Raw genomic sequence first — 20,597 nt, forward strand, 5'->3', positions numbered from 1 at the left:
CTAAACATAAAATAAAACGATGATGAAAATAAAATTACAAAAGAGTATCTATCCAATTTTGTTTATCGCTCTAATTGTGGCATCCTGTAGTCCAGAAGATGGTGTAGACGGTGTAGACGGTGCACAAGGAGAACAAGGACCCACAGGGCAAAATGGAGCAGATGGGCAAGATGGTGTGGATGGCGAAGATGCTTTTCCGAACACAATATTCTCCAATTGGTTTCCAACGGAGATTGGAGACGAAGAAGAACGTTCTACAAATTTCAGTATACTAATCCCAGCGGAACACGAAGAAATTTTTAGAAGTAGTACCGAAGGTGGAATAGTATTGGTCTATGGAAGGGTGGTCAATGAAAGATTGACAGATACTTTTCAACTACCGTTCATATTCAGGAACATTGTAAAAAATGATTTTTCCACAGTGGTATTTTCTTCGGAAGAAGCTCAAAGTAGATTGTTAATTTATGCCAGTACGTTAGACAATTCAAGGCGTAAGTTGAATTTTATACAGGAATATCGGTACGTACTTATACCACCACCAAATAGTCCGTCACAAAAGAATAGTGGTAAACGAACAATAGCCGCACAGTTGATTTCAGCTGGCATAGATGTGAGCTCCTACAATCAGTTGGCTACTTATTTCAATATCAAATACTAAACTTCAGTTTCTTTTCGATGGCCATAATCATCTCATTGGCGATATCCTTACCGGTAGCGTTTTCAATACCTTCCAAACCGGGAGAGGAGTTCACCTCTAAAAGTAAAGGACCTTTATTAGAGCGGATAATGTCTACCCCGGCCACGGCCAGATTAAGGATTTTGGCAGCTTTTTGCGCCAGCTTTCGCTCCTCGGAGGTAATTTTAACTATCGATGCTTTTCCACCTTGATGAATATTGGCCCTAAACTCCCCTTTTTCGGCTTGCCGTTGCATACTCGCCACTACTTTACCGTTGACCACGAAACAGCGAATATCCTGCCCATTGGCCTCTTTGATGAATTCCTGTACCAAAATATTGGTGTTCACACTTTTAAAGGCATTGATGACACTTTCCGCAGCTTTGTTGGTTTCGGCCAATACTACTCCTTTCCCTTGAGTGCTTTCCAACAGTTTGATAATCAGTGGGGCACCGTTTACCATTTTTATCAAATCTTTGGTATCCATTGGAGATTTTGCAAAACCGGTTATGGGAATATGAATATCGTTTTTTGAAAACAATTGCGATGCAAAGAGCTTGTCCCGAGATTGGGTAATGGCTTCAGCAGAGTTTTGACAGTAGACACCCAAATTATCAAATTGCCTGATCAGGGCACAACCATAAAAAGTGACCGAAGGTTTTATACGTGGGATTACCGCATCAAACTCATTGAGTATGTTCCCGCCACGGTATCGTATCTCGGGCGAACGGGCATCCAATTTCATGTAGGCCAGCTCAACGTTCAAAAATTGAATTTCGTGCCCTCTGGCCTCTGCCGCTTCAATCAATCTTTTGTTGCTGTATAAATTGGGATTACTGGCCAACAAAGCAATTTTCAATCCTGTTTTTTCCTTGTAAAAGGATTTGTATTTTTCATCGATATCGGCATCGGTAAAGCGTTGTATTTGATATTCAAGTGCCGAATTCACAATATACCTTTCATTAATGGCCTCCCTGCCCAATAGCATACGAAACTCCATAGTATCGCGATTGGCCAAAGTGAGTTCAATATCAAAAACGGCATCGCCCAAGGTAACAGGTGTTTTGACCACCAAACGCTCTTCTGAAATCCCTGACGAGCTTTTGACCATACGCCGATCTACCAAACGCGCTTCACACTCAATGGCGATGCTCCTGTTTTCTTGTAAGGGGTTTACCTCGAATTTTACCCACTCCTGGGCTCCCTTAGCATATACCTTTAGATTGGTCGCCTGTATAGACGATGTTTTTGCGCCGGAATCCACACGTGCCTTTATGGCCGGAATTCCCAACTCTTGAAATATGCACCACTCTTCACTACCAATAATCTTTAAATCCAATACTTATCTTTTTTTAAGTTCAAAAATGTCTTTTCTCCTGTCTTTTAAATTCCGTACCGCACCAAATTGGTTAAGTTCCCGCAACAGATCTATATCTACATCAGCTATCAGAATCATTTCGGTATTTGGCGTTGCCTCTGCCTTTATACCGTTAGTAGGGAATGAAAAATCGCAGGGCGTAAACACTATGGACTGTGCGAACTGAATATCCATATTCTGAACATTGGGCAAGTTGCCTACACTCCCCGCAATGGCCACATAGCATTCATTTTCAATAGCCCTTGCCTGAGCGCAATGCCGTACTCTTGAATATCCGTTCTGGGTATCCGTTAAAAAGGGGATAAAAAGAATATCCATACCTTCATCTGCCAATAATCGGCTTAATTCAGGAAATTCGGAATCGTAACAGATCAGCACTCCAATTTTTCCGCAATCGGTATCAAAAGCCTTTAACTGGTTACCCCCTTGCATACCCCACACTTTGGCTTCATCGGGAGTAACATGTAGTTTCTCATAACGTTCCATGCTACCATCACGTCTACATAAATAGCCAACGTTGTACAACCTGCCATCTATCACCTCCGGCATACTCCCCGTAATGATATTAATGTTGTACGATATTGAAAATTCAGAAAATTTCTGTACGATTGCCTGGGTATGTTTGGCGAGTTCGCGAATAGCTTCGGGAGTAGATAAATGGTTGTCCTTAGCCATTAAAGGGGCATTAAAAAACTCAGGGAACAGCGCAAAATCGGATCGATAACCCGACACTGCATCTATAAAATACTCGGCTTGCTGTAAAAGTTCCTCCAAATCTTTGTATGGCCTCATCTGCCATTGAATCAACCCTAACCGAATAATGGTTTTTTTGGTTGCGGCTTTTTTAGTGGGTTTTTGATAATAAATATTATCCCACTCCATCAAAATAGCATAATCATTAGAGGCTTCATCACCTGGCAAATAGCCTTTCAATACTTTCGCAGGATGAAAATCATTACTGATCTGAAAGTTAAGCACGGGGTCTTGAATCTCTTTTCTTCTCACTTGGGCTATATATTCTTTGGGAGTCAATTCCTGCGAATACTTATGGTAGTTTGGCATACGGCCCCCAAAAAGAATACTTTTTAGATTTAATTTTTCGCAAAGTTCCTTTCTATAATCGTACAATCTACGTCCCAGCCTGAGACCACGGAATTGTGGCTTTATGAAAACCTCGATACCGTATAACACATCACCTTCGTTATTATGAGTGTTAAAAGAATAATTACCGGTGATTTGCTCATAGGTATGGTCGTCTTCAAAAGTGTCATAATCTACAATTATAGAGAGTGCGACACCCGCTAGCTCTCCGTTTATTTTTATAACCACTTGCCCATCAGGAAATTTATCTATCAACGATTTTATATGCGCTTCTTTCCAATACGCACCGGGCATGTTGGTATAAGCAGAAATCATTGCCGTTTTCAAATCTTGATAATCTTCAAGGTCTAAAAACTTTAATTCTATATTCTCAATTTCTTCTATTTTCATAAGGTTAAGAATAAAAAAATGGGATTCCCACTATGAAAATCCCCTTTTACCTCTTGTATTTTAGGTTATAGATACATTTTAATACTAGTCTTCATCATCGCCATCTACCATATCCTCTGGATTTGGCTCGACCACTGCCTCTGGGTCATCTTCATCAAAATCCTCGTAATCGGATTCATCGTAATTCTCCATAGTGTACTCCAATTTTTCACTGATTTTGACCAGATATTTGGTATCCTTGGTCAATACCTCAACCGCTTCAACCCGTTCCCCGTTTGCGTTTTTGAACGAAATGATATCCCTATCATCGTACCCATCGGGATACCGTTGAACCGTTAGTTTCAAAACCTCTGGCGTTAGTTTTTTGAAGTCTACTATTACCTTTTTTAAATGTGCGTGTTTATCCATAATTACATATCCAAAAGGTAAGCAAAAATTAAGGGAGCCACAATAGTCGCATCACTTTCTATGATAAATTTAGGGGTGTCGATATCCAACTTTCCCCATGTTATTTTTTCATTGGGTACCGCCCCGGAATATGAACCATAACTTGTGGTACTATCGCTTATCTGACAGAAGTAGCTCCAAAACGGGGTATCGGTACGCTCCATATCTTGATAGAGCATTGGCACCACACAAATAGGAAAATCACCCGCAATACCGCCACCGATCTGAAAAAAGCCAATACCTTTGGATGAATTATCGGTGTACCAATCGGCCAAAAACGTCATATACTCGATACCCGATTTCATGGTACTTGCTTTTAATTCCCCTTTTAAAACATAAGAGGCAAAAATATTGCCTAGGGTACTATCTTCCCAACCGGGACAAACAATGGGCAGGTTTTTCTCCGCTGCGGCATACATCCAAGAATCTTTCAAATCTATTTCGTAATATTCCTCCAGTACGCCCGAGAGCAATAATTTATACATGTATTCATGCGGTAGGTAGCGTTCGCCCTTGGTTTCGGCGTCCTTCCAGATTTTTACGATATGTTCTTGTATTCTGCGAAAAGCTTCCTCTTCGGGAATGCAGGTATCGGTCACACGGTTCAACCCTTTTTCTAGTAAATTCCACTCGTCTTGCGGTGTCAAATCACGATAGTTGGGCACACGTTTATAATGCGAATGGGCTACAAGGTTCATGATATCCTCTTCCAGATTGGCCCCAGTACACGAAACGATGTGTACTTTATCTTGCCGTATCATTTCAGCGAATATTTTGCCCAATTCGGCCGTACTCATGGCCCCTGCCAAAGAAACCAACATTTTTGAACCTTGGTTTAATTGTGTTTCGTACCCCTTAGCCGCATCGACCAAGGCCGCTGCATTAAAGTGTAAATAATATTTTTCGATAAAATGGGAAATAGCCCCTTTAGTCTTCTTCATCTTCAAATTTTGTACTGTTATTGTTTTTAAAGTCTACGTCATACGTATTGTCATAATCACTATCTACATCTTGCCCCATAAACTTATAGCTCAACATTTTATAATATAATTTTGCCGCTAAAAAGTCCGAGGACCTGTCCGTTTCACTGGGGCAAAGTTCTACGATATCAAAACCCACTACGTTCTTTTCTTCAAAAACCTGTTTTAAGAACTCAAGGGTTTCATAATAGAGCAATCCACCCGGTTCCGGTGTACCTGTTGATGGCATAATGGAAGGGTCCAACGCATCTAGGTCAAAGGTGATAAACACATTATCGGTCATGGCCTCTACCACCTTATCCATCCAATATTCATCATTGACCATATCATGGGCGAAGAATGTCTTTTCCTCGTCCATAAAGGTTTTCTCGATAGCATCCATAGAGCGAATCCCGACCTGCACCAAATTGGTGGTCTGGGCAGCCTCGTGTACGGCACAAGCGTGGTTGAACTTTGTGCCGTCGTACGACTCGCGCAAATCGGCATGGGCATCAATATGCAATACGGTCAAATTATCAAAACATTCATTAAAGGCACGAATACTCCCGATTGAGATGGAATGTTCCCCGCCAAAAAGGGTAACGAACTTATTGCGCTTGATAAACTCTTTCGTGGTCTTATGCACGGCATTGACCATGGCTTCCGGTGAGCTGTTCTCGGTAATGGCATCAGTCAAATGTATACCTTGTTCATATACCTCTGAAGCGGTTTCGATATCATAGAGCTCCATATTTTCCGAAGCTTCCAAAAAGGCCTGTGGACCTTTGTCTGCGCCTTTGCCCCAAGTACTTGTACCGTCATAGGGAACGGGAATCAAAACCACTTTTGCGGTCTCCAATTGTGCGAATTCGTCAGCGATACCTGCGTAATTCTTTTTTGTGTTCATTGTAATATATTGTTTAAGGTAAATTTATTGTTTAGAAACAAAATCGGTCTCCTGTTGTTTTTTATTTGTTATCCCTGCGGTACCATACCCCAATATCTTTAATAAATCTTCTGCTTTTTGCTGTGGATTAAAAAGACTGGTCACCAAGTTGCCTTCCTCGTCCCTATCGATCAAAACATGTTTGGGCTGCGGTATCAAGCAATGCTGTAACCCACCATAGCCACCAATGGTTTCTTGATATGCTCCCGTATTGAAAAACCCGATATACAGTGGTTTGTCGCGTTTGTACTTGGGCAGGTAAATAGCGTTCATATTCTGCTCGCTGTTGTAATAATCATCGCTATCGCAAGTGAGTCCGCCAAGCAGCACGCGCTCGTATTCATCGTTCCAACGATTGATAGGCAGCATGATAAACCGTTTGTTTATGGCCCAGGTGTCAGGTAGGGTCGTAATGAAAGAGGAGTCGATCATGTTCCACTTTTCGCGATCGTTCTGCTGCTTTTGATATAGGATTTCATAAATGGCACCACCACTCTCGCCGACCGTAAAACTTCCAAATTCAGTAAAAATATGCGGCACGGGAACATTTGCCTCTGCACAGGTTATATTGATTTGGTTGATGATTTCATCGATCATATATTGATAATCGTACTCAAAAGCCAACGAATTTTTAATGGGGAACCCGCCGCCAATATTCAAGCTATCCAAAGACGGGCATATTTTTTTTAAGCGGACATATACTTTTAGGCATTTGACCAGTTCATTCCAATAATAGGCATTATCCCTTATTCCCGTATTAATGAAAAAGTGTAGCATTTTTAACTCTACTTTTTCATTGTTCTTGATCTGATTCTCATAAAACGGAACGATATTCTTGTAACCAATGCCCAGGCGAGAAGTGTAAAATTCGAACTTGGGCTCTTCTTCTGATGCAATACGAATACCTACCTGAAAATCATCTTCGATAACATCTGAAAGCAAATCAATTTCTTCGTAATTATCAATGATAGGAATACAGTTACGATGCCCGTTGTTTATCAGCCTACCAATATTTTCTATATACTGGGCACGTTTAAAACCATTACAGATAACGAAAGTATCGTCCTTTATTTTACCAACACTTTTAAGCTGCTCCACAATATTGATATCAAAGGCAGAGGAAGTCTCTATATGGATATTGTTCTTGAGCGCTTCGTGCAACACATGCTGAAAGTGGGAGCTTTTTGTACAATAGCAATAATGATATTTTCCTTGATAACCGTTTTTTTCGATAGCATTGGCGAACCAGTTTTTGGCCCTGCCAATATTTTCGGAAATTTTGGGCAAATAGGTAAACTTTAACGGACTACCGTACTTCACTATGAGTTCTTGAAGGTCTATACCATGAAATTGTAGGTAATCCCCGTTCAAGGTAAATTCATCTTGTGGGAAAAAATAGGTCTGTTCGATTAAATCGATATATTTTGTATTCATCTAGGAAAAATATTTAAAAAATTGAAAGTCGTCAAAAAATCTCAAGAAGAGTTGTGTACCATGTTAAGAAAACATGATGTATCAAAATCAAATAAGAATCTGTTCCTGGGTGGTAGGAATAAAAAAGTAATTGTGCTGGCTTTGCACAATTGAGGTATTTAAATCGGAAGTTAGCTTTAAAATTCGGTCACCTATCTGATAGGTTGCTTTGCGGTTTGACTCCCTAATTCCACAAAGCCCGAACATAGAAACATATCGCATGATGTTCAGCTAAGAGCTTTTCCCAAATTAATGTAACCACTAATTTTGAGAGCGCAAATGAAAACAAAAAAAATGAAAAAACAAGCTTTTCAAAACAAATAACGACAAAATGTTACCGGGAAAAATATTTGCATTCAAATTACAATATAACCAATTGATTTTTAATATATTGATTTTATATCTTTATGTTTTATTTTCATTTTTAAATTCAAATAAAATGCTTTTTAGAATTGTTTTTTTTGTTGCTTTGAGCATATGCATCAACGCAAATGCCCAAATTAAACCAGGTACGTATGCTACCGATATCGAAAACGTAAGACATGAGGTAAAAATCAATGACGACTATTTTATCTATTCCGAATATGAAATTGACCCACCTAAATTTATACGGACGCTTGGAGGTTTTCCCGAAACCTACAAAGACAAACTTTTTGTATTGTTGGAATTCAACTCAAACTATACCAATGATTCCATTCTAAAATTACCCCTAACCTTTGAGACAAATAGGGATAGCTTAATGTTACATTGGTTCGACAAACTATATTTTGAGCGACTTCCCGACAAAAATCAAGAACTGGACGGTGCATGGCTCTTTGCAACAAGAGGCCCTGATACCGGGCAAGAACGCAGAGGGGAAGAAAACAATAGAAAGACTTTGAAGTTTTTGATGGACGGCCATTTTCAAAGGGTAGCCTACAATACCGATACTTCAAAATTCTTTGGAACTGGCGGGGGCACCTATACTTCAGAAAATGGGGTCTACACCGAAAACATAACGTTTTTCTCCCGTGACAATACCAGAGTCGGCGCTTCGCTAGAATTCAATTATGAGTTGAAAGGAGACGATTGGCACCATACCGGAAAAAATAGCAAGGGAGAACCTATGTACGAGATTTGGGGGAGACGGCAATAAGTGGTAAGTGGTAAGCGAAAATCATTTTCAATGGGACGGTCGGGTTTTACTTGAACCCAAAATTTGCTCTTTAGCTGTAAAAGTAGCCTCGGCAAGAATCGAACTTGCATCTAAAGTTTAGGAAACTTCTATTCTATCCATTGAACTACGAGGCCTAAAATTATCGATTACAAAAATAGAATTATTTTGATAAAAGCAACTACTCTATCTCTACGGTGTTTTCGGTCAATTTTTTGATGGGCAATACAATTTTTCCCTTTTCGGTTTTTATGGTTACCGAAATACTATCGATATCTTCAATGGTCCCTTCTACTTTTTTGGTTTTTATTTTGTCTCCTATGGCATAACTCTTACGGGCATAAAAGGTGCGCAGCAAATCGCCTACCACTTCTCTGGCCCCAAGGCCCAAGGCTATGGCAAAGGCCAATAAAAAAGCCCCCAATATCATGGTGATGTTACTGGTAATGATAGCAGTATCTATCCCCGCTTGATTGAGTGCCGTCACCATCACAAAAATCAATATGATATAGTAAATTATACCGCTTACGATCTTGGAACCGCCCACACCCATTGAGTCGAAAATATTCACCAGTGCGTTCTTTATAAGTTTTGCAGCGAACATACCGATCATAAAGATCACAATGGCACTAAGGAGTACGGGCAAATAGCGTAACAGGTTAGCGATTTCGGTTGAGATGATGTCCAGCCCCATGACATCGGAGGCCACAATAATAAAAGTGAGCCACAAAAAGCCTTTGATAAAACCAATGATAAGTTTGGAAATATCAATTTTAACCTCACTTTCATCACCGAACAATTTGGCATCGTTTATCTTATCGGACAACTTACCGATTTTTGCCAATCTCAAGATTTTCTTTAATACAAAGGCAATGATCTTGATGATGATCCAACCGATGGTTATTACAATGATAGCCCCTAGGATACCGGGTAAAACACCTACGATGTCCTCAAGTATAGAGGTAAGTGATTTGGTCGCTAAATTTCCAATATCTTCCATAATGTATAGTTTTACTTGATTAATTTATTCAACATTGGGGTTGGTTTTGAACATGCCCGCTATCAATGATTTTACATTTATCGTGAATAAAGAAGCTAGTTCCATAATCAGTTTTGCCGTAGCCACATCGTTCATGACTTTTTTCTTCATGTGGGGCGGAACCTCTTTTATGGATTCTTCCAATTTTTTAAATGGATTCTCTTTTTTCTTTGCCATTACGGTAGTGTATTATATATTTCCACAATGCGGGCCTTTGCCCTTTTAAGTCTCATTTTAACCGCACTTTCCCCTATTTCCAAAAGTACGGCCAGCTCTTTTATTGAAACATCGTCTTGATATTTCAACAATAAAATACTTTTGTCCTCTGCATCAATGCGATCCAATGCTCTTTTTAATTTACCAGAACGCATTTCCAATATGTCCTTATCTGGCACATCAACAGGAAGTTCATGGGCTTTGTCTTCAATATTGGTAGAATTATCCCTCATTTTACGTGCCTTGTCACGATTTACGTAGTTCACACAAAAATTATACGTAAATGAGTATAACCAGCTCGAAAATTTTGACATCCCCTTAAAACTGGCAAGTTTTACAAAAAGGAGCAGGAAAACATCTTGGGTAAGATCTTCCGCCTCTTTTTCCGACTTTGAGAACCCATAACATTTATTGTACACTCTTTCTACATACCTATCATATAGCACCCCAAACAGTAGTGCATTATTGGACTTTGTTATTTTACCGACCAATTCCTCGTCCGATAGGCCATCATAGGAATATGTTCCCTGTTGGGGCCTTTTTCCCACTAAAACCAAGTATAGCCACTTTAACAAACCCACTATGCATCTAATTTATAATGCAATTTAAACAAAAGAGCTCCATTTAGGATAGTTGAACCATCTTAATGAAGCCCTAAGCAAACGGGGGGAACGTTTTGAGTAATTAGTCAACCTAAAAATTTCATTCGTTATACCATCTGTTCATTTTTCATTATGTGTAAATCAATATCAAATTGCTTTTAAGTAAAAAAGCAGAATATTTTTTTAAAAGACCCCGGTAGACCGGGGTCTTTAACCAACCAACTTAACAAAACATCATTTTTCATCAATCAAAAAAAAACAACCTTTCAAAAATCACCAATACATCTTTGTGCAAAGCACATAAATAGTTGGTTGGCAGGGGACATGGCTAGTGTTAGCATAGTTTGTCCCTTTATCATCTTCATTCAGTGGATTTTAACTTTTGGTCATTTTTGATACCACCGTTCTCATTTTTTCTTTTTCCCGATATTACGGGAACCAAAAAATAAATGGACACTAAAAAAGAAGCGATACCAAAACCCAAAAGCACTCCTATCATAATATCCCCACATAAACTTTCCATAACTAACTACTTTATGATTAAACCCTCTATTTATTGAGACACCGTTTTTATTCGCAGGTCACATTTTTACATTCAAAAATTATATTTTATTTTTAACTATTTGATTATCATGTATTTATTGTAAATTTTAACATATTTTTTTCTTGAACAATCAACAATCCCTATCGCAAAGGCCAGCAAAACAAAAAAAGCAGCGTAAAGCTTAGTGAACAGTGGAAGTTTCCCAAAAGAGTCAAGACAAAACCGCTTTGCATTAGATCAAATTCAAAAGTAGTTACACCTTTGAAAAAAGACGATAATGGAAAATGTATTAGTAGCGGGTGCAAATGGTACCACAGGTAAAAAAATAGTAACCCTTTTAAAAGAATCGCAATATTTTAATCCTATTGCAATGGTTCGTAAAGAAGAACAGGTTGGGCAATTTGAAAAAGATGGGGTCGAAACTGTTTTGGGCGATTTGGAAAATGATATCTCACATGCGGTAAAAAATATTGATAAAATAGTTTTCGCTGCCGGTTCAGGAGGTAAAAAAGTAATCGAAGTAGACCAAGAAGGAGCAAAAAAACTAATAGATGCTTCCCTAAAAAAACCGATTAAAAAGTTTGTAATGTTAAGTTCAATGGGCGCCGAGCATCCAGAAAGTGCAGATGAGCTAAAAGATTATCTAAAGGCCAAACATAACGCCGATGAATATTTAAAGAAAAGTGATTTAACTTATACGATAGTAAGGCCGGGAAGTCTTACCAACGAAAAAGGAAAAGGCCATATAATTCTAGATAAAAGCTTAAACAAGAAAGGTTCTATCAGCAGGGACGATGTTGCACAAACTTTGGTAAGAGTGCTCCACGACGATGCCGCACCCAACGAAACTTTTGAAATTCTGGAAGGTGATATGTTAATCGGAAAAGCATTGGAACAGGTATAAAATTTTCAGCGTAAGCCCGCTATGACTGTTGCACTTTACAAAATATTTGAACTCTATGAAAGGCCAGAAATTTGATGTATTTGTAATCGGAAGCGGTAGTGCAGGACAGACCGTCGCCGAAACCTGTGCGAGAAATGGATTTAAGGTCGCTATAGCCGATAATCGTATTTTCGGAGGAACCTGTGCCAATAGGGGGTGTGACCCGAAAAAGGTACTTTTGGCCGCAACCGAAGTTTGGGAGCGCTCCAACAATTTAAAGGGAAAAGGCATTACAACTACTGCATCCTTAAATTGGAAGCAACTTCAAAAGTTCAAGCGTAAATTTACTTCACCGGTACCGGCAGGTACTGAGAGTAAATTGAAAGATTTAGGAATTCACCTATACCATCAAAATCCTGAATTCATTAACGATAACACGTTGGTCGTTGAGGGTAAAACGGTACAAGCCGATAAAATAGTAATCGCCACAGGGCGAATACCTAGACTATTGGATTTTGAAGGTAGCCACCACCTCAAAACCAGTGATGATTTTCTTGAGCTTAAGAAAATACCCAAAAGCATTGTTTTCATAGGCGCAGGTTACATTGGTATGGAGTTTGCCCATATGGCCGCAAGGGCGGGCAGTAAGGTAACCATTATCGAGCGTGGCGAAAGACCACTAAAAAATTTTGACCCCAATTTGGTCGAACATCTAAAAAACGTTTCTCAAGACCTGGGCATAACTTTTATTTTCAATGCTGAAATCAAAAAAATAGAACAGCTCCGTAAAAATCTTAACATAAGTTATCAGTCAGAAGGAAAAGAGAAATCTTTGAAAGCAAAAATGGTTTTTAACACGGCTGGTAGAATTCCCGCTATGTATGAATTGGAACTAGAAAAAGGGAACGTAGCATATTCCGAAAAAGGAATCATAGTAAATAAATATCTTCAAAGCACATCAAATGCAAACGTATATGCCTGTGGCGATGTCACCGACCATAGTTTACCGTTGACCCCTCTTTCTGGTCTGGAAGGCCACATGGTCTCCGAAAATATAGTTCATGGGAATAAAAAGAAAATCGATACCCCTGTTATACCTTCGTCCGTATTCACTCTTCCCCATTTGGCATCGGTCGGACTTTCAGAAGAAGAAGCCAAAAAACGCTATAAAAATATCAAGGTAAACTACAAATCAGTTCCCAAATGGTTTAACGCAAAACGATTGCAGGAGTCTGCCTACGCTTATAAAATCATTATTAACGAGCGAACCGAGACCATCGTTGGTGCACATCTACTTTCCGCCAACGCAGCGGAAACCATTAATTTGTTTGCCATGGCCATTAATAACGATTTGACTTCAGAGCAATTAAGAAAAATGATTTTTACTTATCCCTCATGGTCCTACGACATCAAAAGTATGATGTAGATGCAATCAGAAAAACTTGCCGATAAATTCAAGATTGGTGATCTTCCATCACTAATCGCTCAAACCTTTAGAGCATGGATGGCCGATGACCCTTTTCGACTGAGTGCTATCGTTGCCTATTACGCCGTACTCTCCTTACCGGCATTACTCGTGATTATCGTAAATGTAATCGGTGCTGTTTGGGGCGTCGAAATTGTTCAAGGCCAATTGACCAATGAATTTTCGACCGCACTGGGCAAAGAGGCAGCGGTCGCAATAGAACAAATTATGACGGAAACTAGAAACTCTAAAAAAAATACGATATCAACCATTATCGGCATAGCAACCTTGCTCGTTGGTGCTACGGGGGTCTTTTATCAATTAAAGGTTTCCTTAAATGAAATTTGGAACATAGCCCCGAACCCTAGAGCAAAAATCTGGAAAGTGGTTACCGATCGTGCATTGAGTTTTGCCTTTATCTTGGTCATTGGGTTTTTGCTCTTGGTCAGTTTTATAATCACGGCGGCAATTAGTGCCTTGAACGATTTTATACGGGAAGCACTCCCCGATGTTTTGGTATACTTGGCTTACACATTGGATTTTATACTTTCCGTAGGTATAATCTCGGTTCTTTTTGCATTGATTTTTAAATACCTCCCCGATGCCAAGATCCGTTGGAAAACCGTTTGGATCGGAGCAATACTGACCGCCGTTCTCTTTGTTATCGGGAAACTGTTATTGGGCATTTATTTTGGACAAGCGGATCCAGGCTCGACCTATGGGGCCGCGGGAACTATCGTACTTGTTCTTTTATGGGTATCGTACTCTTCGCTCATTCTATTTTTCGGAGCTGAATTCACCTACGTATATGCCAAGAGATATGGGGAAGGCATTGAACCTAGTAAATTGGCGGTGAAAAAATAATCTATTTCTTAGAATACATTGTTTGATGACAAATCCATAAGGCATTGTAAAAAACCAACCTATAATTCCAATAAGGCATTGAAGTGTTTAAACGCCCATTATTGAGTCAATTTTTAAATGGATGTCATTAAGGATTTCCCCAATAAATCTTCACTTTTGAGAAGAATGAAATTGAGATGAAAAATTCATCTCTACAAGAAACTTAAAAAAATCAGATATGGATATTACAGATAATGTGGTCATTATTACAGGAGCATCAAGTGGCATAGGAGAGGCTACAGCAAACAAATTGGCCGAAAAAGGTGCAAAAGTAGTGCTTACCGCAAGACGTGAGGAACGTTTGAACAATTTGGCAGAAAATATAAAAAATAACGATGGTACAGCTTTAGTAGTAACGGGAGATGTTACCAAAAAAGAAGATTTTGAAACCGTCGTTGAAAGAACGTTATCCGAGTTCGGAACCATAAATGCCCTGATAAACAACGCAGGGCTCATGCCCCTATCCTATGTAAAAAAACTAAAGACCGATGAGTGGGATAAAATGGTAGATGTAAATATTAAAGGCGTGTTGAACGGAGTTGCAGCCGTATTGCCTACCATGATAGAAAATAAAAGTGGACACATCATCAACATCGCTTCAAGTGCAGCCCATAACTATTTTCCGGGTGGTGCGGTATATTGTGCTACAAAAGCTGCAGTAAAAATGTTCTCCGAAGGTTTGCGACAGGAATTGGCCCCAAAATACGGGATAAATGTAACTTCTATAGAACCTGGTGCCGTATCTACAGAACTTATGGATACCATTACCGATGAGGACATTAAAAAACAGTTCAAAGAAATGCAGAAGATGGATTTTCTACAAGCCGAGGATATCGCAGAAGCTATTTACTATTCTTTGGCACAACCTGCGCGTGCCAATATCAATGATGTATTCATTATGCCCACAGAACAACAACGGTAACAAAAAAATCAAGATACAAGCTATGAACCATAAAAAGCGCCCCATAGGAAACTATATCATTGCCGGTATTTTCTTGGTAATGGTCATATTTTACCTTATATACGTAAACGGTATGCTTGGGTCGTAAAATACGATAAACACTATGGAAAGATCAAGCATAAAAAACGAAGAGCAGTACGAGGCCCTTCGCGAAGAGGGATACAGCAAGGAAAAGGCAGCCCGAATAGCCAATACCAACAATGCCAGTAAAAAAGGCGGAAAGGCTTCAAAGTATGAAGAACGCACAAAAAGTGAACTTTATGAACAAGCAAAAAAAATTGGGATTGAAGGTAGGTCGAAGATGGATAAGGAAGATTTGATACGTGCCTTGCGAAAGCATTGAGAACTTCTATGAAATATATCAGCCCACATGTGATAAGGCAAATTTTTGTCCTAATGCTCATCATATTGATGGGAGCACTCATATTTCAGGAGATGCTGCCATATCTGAGCGGCGTTTTGGGAGCCATTACCATATATGTTATTTTGAGAAAACCAATGCAAAAATTGGTCGTTAAAGGGTGGCCTGCCAAAATAGCGGCTGCCTTTTTAATGGTACTTTCTTTTTTATGCATAATGGTTCCAATTGTTGGGCTAGGTTTCATGATGGGCAGTAAGGTGCAATATGCGGTTGATAATTCACAAAAAGTAATTGATGCCACTAAATCACAATTACAGCGTGCCGAGTCGTATTTTAATATTGATATGGCCTCTGAAATAGATACAAGTGCCATTACGACTTGGTTATCCAATAATCTTCAAAACTTTGCAGGTAGCACATTCAATATGCTGATTGCCATAACGTTGATGTATTTTCTATTGTTCTTTATGCTGACCAACCGTAAAACATTAAAGGTTTCCCTGTACGAGTATATTCCCATTAAAGATGAAAATCTAAAGGCTATTGGCAGTGAAACCAACGAAAAGGTTCGTGCGAATGCCCTGGGTATTCCGCTAGTTGCTTTGGGCCAAGGAATCATGGGTTTAATAGGTTTTTTGATTTTTGGAGTGTCCGATCCGTTCTTTTGGGCAGCCATCGTTACCGTAGGCTCAATGATTCCTTTCGTAGGTAGCCCGCTTGGTACTATTCCCGTTTTTCTACTGGCCTTGTCCAACGGGGACACCTTCCAAGCTTGGGGCATTTTAATTTACGGTCTTGTTATCGTAGGTGCCACTGACAATCTTTTGCGCCTGTATGTTCTCGAAAAATTGGACGATGTTCACCCACTCATCACATTGATCGGAGTTTTGGTGGGTGTACCTCTTTTTGGTTTCATCGGTTTGATTTTTGGGCCGTTACTCATAAGCCTGTTTCTTATTGTGGTTCGCATCTACAAAAACGAGTATGGTCAAGAAAATGAAAAATTATAGTTTTCACCGTTTTCTGCCCCTAACCGCTCCATGTTCTGGACTGCTCAAAATAGAATACAAATAATGTTCACATAAAGAATTTGCATCAAAAAAATGTTATAGACAGCTATTTGGCTAAAGTGAATGTCATATCTCAAAAACATCAAGACTAAAAGGGAACGGATTAATCAAGACGATAGTTAAATCGTATTATTATACAATAATTCAAAAAAAAAGATTATCGTTATAGGTTGTACTTCGTGTAACCTTAACGTAAAAAACAAGTGGGATTTAGTTGAACACATTCCCTGTTGACATGGGGCAAAATAAAAATAGTTATGCGAATAGGAATTATAGGAAGTGGAAGTATTGGAGGAAATTTGGGGAAACACTGGGCGCAAGCTGGTCATAAGGTCATGTTCAGTTCAAGGCATCCCGAGGAATTGGGAAGTTTGGTCAAAGAGGCAGGAGAGAATGCAAAAGCGGTTAGCGTAACAGATGCCTTTGAAGCAAAGGCCGATGTATATCTGTTAGCCATGCCCTTTAAGGCAATCGATAAGATTTCTGAGCTGTATGCCGGTGAGTACGCCAACAGTGTTATTTTAGATGCTACCAATCCTTATCCCCAGCGTGATGGGGAAATGGCGCAACAAGTAAGGGATGCCAATTACAATGCATCTGAGTACACCGCCATGAAATTTAGTACCGCAAAGACCGCTAAGGCCTTCAACACCATTAAAGCAGAACATCTACGTGATCGTGCTTTCCGATCACAGGACAAATTGGCCATACCTTTTGCGGCACAAGATGAGGCGAGTAAAGCCATTGTACAAAAATTAATAGAGGATATAGGTTTTGACACAGTGTACATAGGTAATTTGACCGATACCAAAATAATGGATCCCAATGAAAAAATTTACGGCATGTCCGTTTCAAAATCAGAACTTTTAGAAGCGGTACGTTCAAAGTAACTTAGACAAATGAGAATAAACCACGAATTTTTTATGCAACGGGCCATTGCTTTGGCCAAAGAGGGCAAAGCAGGTAGTGGTGGTGCTTTTGGTGCGGTCATTGTATGTGATGGCACTAGTATTGTTGAAGTGCATAACACCGTAAAATCACAACAGGACTGTACACAACACGCCGAGCTTTCGGCCATTCAAAAGGCTTGTCAAGTTCTGAAAAGTAAAGACTTATCAAACTGTGTTCTCTACACCAGTTGCGAACCCTGCATGATGTGTTTGGGAGCTTGTTATTGGGCAAAATTCAAAACAATTTATTTTGGAGCTTCGGCCCAAGACGCTAAAGAACATGGGTATGTGTACTCCGATATGTTTTACGCATCCAATACAGAAAATAGGCATAGGGAATTCAATATGGTGCAACTGCTCAGAGAGGAAGCTATTGCGGTTTGGGATTGAAAATTATAAAGAAATCAAATAGATAGATTTCTGCCGATACAAGATTAAAATCCAAATACTTAATTGATGCAAATAATATACGAATATCACGATGTGACCGCTAGCGAAAGGTTAGAAACCATCGCTCGGGAAAAGTTACATAACCTTCATAAAAAATTCAGCTTTGTTCATCGTGCCGATGTCTTTTTTAAGATTCAAAATCGATTGGATGACAAGGAACAGATATGCGATATTCGCCTGAGTATGCCCGGGCCAAGAATATTCGCTTCAACCAATGCCGATAATTTTGAAGCGGCCATTGCCGAAACCATACGTGATTTGGAAGATCAATTGCGTAAATACAAAGGAAAAAAAGGGTCTTAAGTAGCATTGTGACCAAATGCGGCAATGACCTTACGGATTAGGTCAATATGTATCAAAACCGCTAATTAAATTTAGATATATAAAAACAATAGTTGGTTTGGTTGGTTTAAATGGCCTTGATAATCTACAAAATATCAAGGCCATTTTATTTTAACAACCTTTCTAAATATCAATAAAACACTTATGAAAAGCAAAAAAGAAAATTTAAGTACACCATACGACCCGGAAATTAATGAACAAGATTTACAGGCTTTGGGAAAGAAAGGACTGAGTATAAACCAAAAAGATGACCGTCTTCTACAAAAACGAGATAAAAAAATAGACTTCTCGGGAAAAGATTTGGATGTACCGGGAAGAAATACCATTAATCTTACTTCTAGTCAGGGAGTCAAAGATGAAGAAAACAAATTATACGCCCAAGGTAGTGAACGCAACGAAAACCTTGAAGCCCCAGAACGGGCCAACTTTGATAAGAATTCTTAGTGGTTGAAATACCATCACGCCTAATTTAATCAACTATGGGCCGAACTTGACATTATAATCGTTATGCTTTATAAATTGTTGGGAACCATTTCAAAAGTCTTCTTCGATGAATTTCACGTTAGATTTTTCCCTATAAAAAATAATGAACAACAAAAGAAGTCCTATAATGATCAAGAACGCAACCTCAAGCTTTGAGAGCAATTGGTTCATGTGCAACGATTTCTTTGACAGTTGAGTTAATTTACGGCCTTCGGAAAGTTGCACCTCAGAAAGCTTGTCTAGATTTTCACTGATTTTGCGTAAAACCCCGATCATTGCCTCTTTGGTCTTGATATCTAGGGTATTTTGACTTTTGAAAAAACTTTCCTCCAAGTCTTGCAGTTTGGTATAATTTTTTTTCAAATTGGCAAACTGCATATTTTCTTCGGATGTAAGTCGGGTCATCTCAAAATCGGAAAAGAGTTTTTTGATTTTAGCGGTAACCCTTACGTTGTTCTTCTCCAAGGGTGTCAAAGCCAAAAGCATTTCTTTTTTATGAAACAGATTGTTCAATCTGTAAATATACTCTTGCGCGACCACACGGTCCTCAAAAACCGAGTCAACGGTATGTTCTACTGTTGAGAAGTTTCTTCGGTTCAGTCTATTGGAAGCAAAGACCAAAAAAAATGCCAGGGCCAAAATAAAACCTGCATGAAATCGCTGTTTTAAAGTCATTTTTTTAGGCATTTTTAAGTTCTTTTGATTTTATCTATTTCTTTTATGGGTTTCATTACAGGTATTCAGCATAGTGAAAATCCGCCCGGCCCTCAAGCCAACCATTCATTTGAACAAACCAAAAAACGAGAAACCAGGCGGATGACATCAACCAAACTATAATGTGTTTAGCTCACCGGATTTTAGCGCATTCTTAAAATCTGCCGATACCACACTATGGCTGTTAAAAAACTTTTTACCATCGGCTCTTTTGATTTTTACCTGTAATGTGCCATCTCTTTTTTCTTTCATAGAGGTTATTACCACTTTATGACCTTCAACTCTTTTATAATTGGCTATACCGCCTTTTTTAATGATGAAATTAGGTCTTGGAAAATCGATATGCTTATACTTTGGAGCGTTTGGGCGACCTATTTCGTATACATCGCCTACTTTTACCTCTAGGGACTTGGCATCTTGTGCATTTGTGTTGATAGAGGCCATAACGAATACAATTGCTAAAAATAACTTTCTCATAAATTGCATTTAAGGTTAATACATACTATTTATTGCACTGTTTAAAAATCTATTTCTGAATAGGGATCGGACGATAATTGGTGCGAACGCTTTGTTTTGATAATTTTCAAGGACTTGAAATCTGATGGAATACCTATTTGAACGGTATCATCAACGGCAAGACCTATCAAATTGGCCCCCAAAGTGCTTATGACCGATATATTGCCTTCTTTGATGTTTTCTTCTGACGGCGGGACCAAATGAAAAACCTGACTTTTTCCATCTCTTGAAATTACCGTTACCTTCGAATTTAATCGTACAACATCGTCCGGAACATTTTCTTCGTCTTGGACCAAGGCATCTTCGATTCGCTCTTTTAATCTTTCTAGAGCATCTTTATGGGCATAATCTTCATAATATCGATGAACGTTTAAAATACGCTTGAGCTTCACAAAATCCCTTTTCTCCAAAATCAGGTTGCTGTACTTCATAATTTTACTTTACTACCATTCTCTTTGCTAGATATGACATTGTTTGGATTTATGCTTTCTCTAAAGACAAAGTCTATGCCATTGGATATGCCAACAACACATGAATTAAATTCAATTGTTTGATAATCAAGTATTTAAATTAAT

The 20,597-nt window shown here is 39.0% G+C and carries 25 protein-coding genes and 1 tRNA gene; 12 read left to right on the plus strand and 14 right to left on the minus strand.

Annotation, left to right across the window (positions count from 1 at the left end; genetic code table 11):
* The first annotated feature begins 22 nt into the window (after positions 1 to 22).
* A complete protein-coding gene (locus HYG79_RS06045; RefSeq protein ID WP_179241222.1) occupies positions 23 to 658 on the plus strand; it encodes a collagen-like protein in 636 nt (211 codons plus the stop codon).
* Here HYG79_RS06045 and rimK read toward each other — a convergent pair.
* The 6 genes from rimK to HYG79_RS06075 form a co-directional block, all read right to left on the minus strand.
* Positions 648 to 2,015: a 30S ribosomal protein S6--L-glutamate ligase gene (gene rimK, locus HYG79_RS06050; protein ID WP_179241223.1), complete on the minus strand. Its 1,368-nt coding sequence runs from the start codon at positions 2,013 to 2,015 to the stop codon at positions 648 to 650. The genes HYG79_RS06045 and rimK overlap by 11 nt on opposite strands.
* Positions 2,016 to 2,018: 3 nt before the next feature.
* On the minus strand, positions 2,019 to 3,545 hold the full coding sequence (locus HYG79_RS06055) for a bifunctional GNAT family N-acetyltransferase/carbon-nitrogen hydrolase family protein (RefSeq protein WP_179241224.1): 1,527 nt from the start codon (positions 3,543 to 3,545) through the stop codon (positions 2,019 to 2,021).
* An 84-nt stretch (positions 3,546 to 3,629) separates the two neighbouring features.
* Positions 3,630 to 3,953 carry a hypothetical protein gene (locus tag HYG79_RS06060; RefSeq protein ID WP_179241225.1) on the minus strand — a complete coding sequence of 108 codons (324 nt, stop codon included), beginning with the start codon at positions 3,951 to 3,953 and terminating at the stop codon, positions 3,630 to 3,632.
* Positions 3,954 to 3,955: 2 nt separating this feature from the next.
* On the minus strand, positions 3,956 to 4,933 hold the full coding sequence (locus tag HYG79_RS06065) for a deoxyhypusine synthase family protein (protein WP_179241226.1): 978 nt from the start codon (positions 4,931 to 4,933) through the stop codon (positions 3,956 to 3,958).
* Positions 4,920 to 5,858 (minus strand): agmatinase, encoded by a 939-nt coding sequence (speB, locus tag HYG79_RS06070; protein ID WP_179241227.1) that lies wholly within the window; start codon positions 5,856 to 5,858, stop codon positions 4,920 to 4,922. The genes HYG79_RS06065 and speB overlap by 14 nt, the downstream gene beginning before the upstream one ends.
* Before the next feature lie 24 nt (positions 5,859 to 5,882).
* Positions 5,883 to 7,331 (minus strand): arginine decarboxylase, encoded by a 1,449-nt coding sequence (locus HYG79_RS06075; RefSeq protein WP_179241228.1) that lies wholly within the window; start codon positions 7,329 to 7,331, stop codon positions 5,883 to 5,885.
* Between the two features lie 478 nt (positions 7,332 to 7,809).
* Here HYG79_RS06075 and HYG79_RS06080 point away from each other — a divergent pair, with 478 nt between their 5' ends.
* Positions 7,810 to 8,505, plus strand: a complete 696-nt coding sequence (locus tag HYG79_RS06080; RefSeq protein ID WP_179241229.1) for a hypothetical protein — start codon at positions 7,810 to 7,812, stop codon at positions 8,503 to 8,505.
* Positions 8,506 to 8,588: 83 nt separating this feature from the next.
* Here HYG79_RS06080 and HYG79_RS06085 read toward each other — a convergent pair.
* From HYG79_RS06085 to HYG79_RS06105, 5 genes are all read right to left on the minus strand, one after another.
* A tRNA-Arg gene (locus HYG79_RS06085) sits at positions 8,589 to 8,660 on the minus strand.
* A 44-nt stretch (positions 8,661 to 8,704) separates the two neighbouring features.
* On the minus strand, positions 8,705 to 9,523 hold the full coding sequence (locus tag HYG79_RS06090) for a mechanosensitive ion channel family protein (protein WP_179241230.1): 819 nt from the start codon (positions 9,521 to 9,523) through the stop codon (positions 8,705 to 8,707).
* A 24-nt stretch (positions 9,524 to 9,547) separates the two neighbouring features.
* Positions 9,548 to 9,739, minus strand: a complete 192-nt coding sequence (locus HYG79_RS06095) for a hypothetical protein (protein WP_179241231.1) — start codon at positions 9,737 to 9,739, stop codon at positions 9,548 to 9,550.
* Positions 9,739 to 10,353 (minus strand): RNA polymerase sigma factor, encoded by a 615-nt coding sequence (locus HYG79_RS06100; RefSeq protein WP_228027980.1) that lies wholly within the window; start codon positions 10,351 to 10,353, stop codon positions 9,739 to 9,741. The genes HYG79_RS06095 and HYG79_RS06100 overlap by 1 nt, the downstream gene beginning before the upstream one ends.
* A 388-nt stretch (positions 10,354 to 10,741) precedes the next feature.
* On the minus strand, positions 10,742 to 10,903 hold the full coding sequence (locus tag HYG79_RS06105; protein ID WP_179241232.1) for a hypothetical protein: 162 nt from the start codon (positions 10,901 to 10,903) through the stop codon (positions 10,742 to 10,744).
* A gap of 298 nt (positions 10,904 to 11,201) precedes the next feature.
* On the opposite strand from HYG79_RS06105, the gene HYG79_RS06110 reads away from it, so the two are divergent.
* The 10 genes from HYG79_RS06110 to HYG79_RS06155 all read left to right on the plus strand — a co-directional run bounded on the left by HYG79_RS06110 (position 11,202) and on the right by HYG79_RS06155 (position 18,753).
* A complete protein-coding gene (locus HYG79_RS06110) occupies positions 11,202 to 11,828 on the plus strand; it encodes an SDR family oxidoreductase (protein ID WP_179241233.1) in 627 nt (208 codons plus the stop codon).
* 55 nt (positions 11,829 to 11,883) lie between these two features.
* On the plus strand, positions 11,884 to 13,233 hold the full coding sequence (locus HYG79_RS06115) for a dihydrolipoyl dehydrogenase family protein (RefSeq protein WP_179241234.1): 1,350 nt from the start codon (positions 11,884 to 11,886) through the stop codon (positions 13,231 to 13,233).
* Positions 13,234 to 14,136, plus strand: a complete 903-nt coding sequence (locus HYG79_RS06120; protein ID WP_179241235.1) for a YihY/virulence factor BrkB family protein — start codon at positions 13,234 to 13,236, stop codon at positions 14,134 to 14,136. It abuts the gene before it with no gap.
* A gap of 217 nt (positions 14,137 to 14,353) precedes the next feature.
* Complete coding sequence (locus tag HYG79_RS06125; RefSeq protein WP_179241236.1) at positions 14,354 to 15,097, plus strand: SDR family oxidoreductase; 744 nt, start codon at positions 14,354 to 14,356, stop codon at positions 15,095 to 15,097.
* A gap of 142 nt (positions 15,098 to 15,239) precedes the next feature.
* Positions 15,240 to 15,479 carry a DUF7218 family protein gene (locus HYG79_RS06130; RefSeq protein ID WP_179241237.1) on the plus strand — a complete coding sequence of 80 codons (240 nt, stop codon included), beginning with the start codon at positions 15,240 to 15,242 and terminating at the stop codon, positions 15,477 to 15,479.
* An 8-nt stretch (positions 15,480 to 15,487) separates the two neighbouring features.
* On the plus strand, positions 15,488 to 16,507 hold the full coding sequence (locus HYG79_RS06135) for an AI-2E family transporter (RefSeq protein ID WP_179241238.1): 1,020 nt from the start codon (positions 15,488 to 15,490) through the stop codon (positions 16,505 to 16,507).
* A gap of 317 nt (positions 16,508 to 16,824) precedes the next feature.
* Entirely contained in the window at positions 16,825 to 17,457 is a 633-nt protein-coding gene (locus tag HYG79_RS06140) for an NADPH-dependent F420 reductase (RefSeq protein WP_179241239.1), read from the plus strand.
* A gap of 9 nt (positions 17,458 to 17,466) precedes the next feature.
* On the plus strand, positions 17,467 to 17,907 hold the full coding sequence (locus tag HYG79_RS06145; protein WP_228027942.1) for a nucleoside deaminase: 441 nt from the start codon (positions 17,467 to 17,469) through the stop codon (positions 17,905 to 17,907).
* Between the two features lie 66 nt (positions 17,908 to 17,973).
* On the plus strand, positions 17,974 to 18,270 hold the full coding sequence (gene hpf, locus HYG79_RS06150; protein WP_179241240.1) for a ribosome hibernation-promoting factor, HPF/YfiA family: 297 nt from the start codon (positions 17,974 to 17,976) through the stop codon (positions 18,268 to 18,270).
* A gap of 183 nt (positions 18,271 to 18,453) precedes the next feature.
* Positions 18,454 to 18,753 carry a hypothetical protein gene (locus HYG79_RS06155; protein WP_179241241.1) on the plus strand — a complete coding sequence of 100 codons (300 nt, stop codon included), beginning with the start codon at positions 18,454 to 18,456 and terminating at the stop codon, positions 18,751 to 18,753.
* 90 nt (positions 18,754 to 18,843) lie between these two features.
* Here the strand turns inward: HYG79_RS06155 and HYG79_RS06160 are convergent, their stop codons facing one another.
* From HYG79_RS06160 to HYG79_RS06170, 3 genes are all read right to left on the minus strand, one after another.
* Entirely contained in the window at positions 18,844 to 19,479 is a 636-nt protein-coding gene (locus HYG79_RS06160) for an MCP four helix bundle domain-containing protein (RefSeq protein WP_179241242.1), read from the minus strand.
* Positions 19,480 to 19,623: 144 nt separating this feature from the next.
* Positions 19,624 to 19,983, minus strand: coding sequence for a hypothetical protein (locus tag HYG79_RS06165; RefSeq protein ID WP_179241243.1), 360 nt, complete (start codon positions 19,981 to 19,983; stop codon positions 19,624 to 19,626).
* Between the two features lie 41 nt (positions 19,984 to 20,024).
* The gene (locus HYG79_RS06170) at positions 20,025 to 20,453 is read right to left on the minus strand and encodes a GreA/GreB family elongation factor (protein WP_179241244.1); all 429 of its coding nucleotides are present in this window, start codon (positions 20,451 to 20,453) and stop codon (positions 20,025 to 20,027) included.
* Positions 20,454 to 20,597 lie beyond the last annotated feature (144 nt).

This window comes from Costertonia aggregata (genome assembly GCF_013402795.1).
In the GTDB taxonomy this organism is placed as follows: Bacteria; Bacteroidota; Bacteroidia; order Flavobacteriales; family Flavobacteriaceae; genus Costertonia; species Costertonia aggregata.